The organism is Bartonella florencae, from assembly GCF_000312525.1.
GTDB classification, from domain to species: domain Bacteria; phylum Pseudomonadota; class Alphaproteobacteria; order Rhizobiales; family Rhizobiaceae; genus Bartonella; species Bartonella florencae.
Genome location: NZ_HE997531.1, coordinates 1 through 242, shown reverse-complemented (window position 1 = coordinate 242; position 242 = coordinate 1). Strand labels below are relative to the sequence as shown.

Below are 242 nucleotides of genomic sequence, written 5' to 3'. Positions count from 1 at the left end.
TGTTGCTACTTTTTTCAAAAGCCGTTCACATTCGATAAAATATAAACGGGCTTCTCTACCTTTCTTATTATTCTCCACCATAGAGAGTTCTTTGGCTACACTTAAAGTGAGAGCATAATCTTTAGAGGGACGACCACCTTGGAGGTTTTTCCCAAAATTGGGAAAAACTATATAATCTCTGTTTTCGACAAAATCATATTTGTTAATGCGTTCAGTAATCCAATCTGCAAACTTTTTACCTA

General features: G+C 35.1%; 1 protein-coding gene. It reads right to left on the bottom strand.

Features of this window, described 5'->3' with window-relative positions; genetic code table 11:
* Nucleotides 1–242 (bottom strand): antA/AntB antirepressor family protein (locus BN202_RS09190; protein WP_019220347.1); only part of this gene is annotated, 242 nt, incomplete at both ends.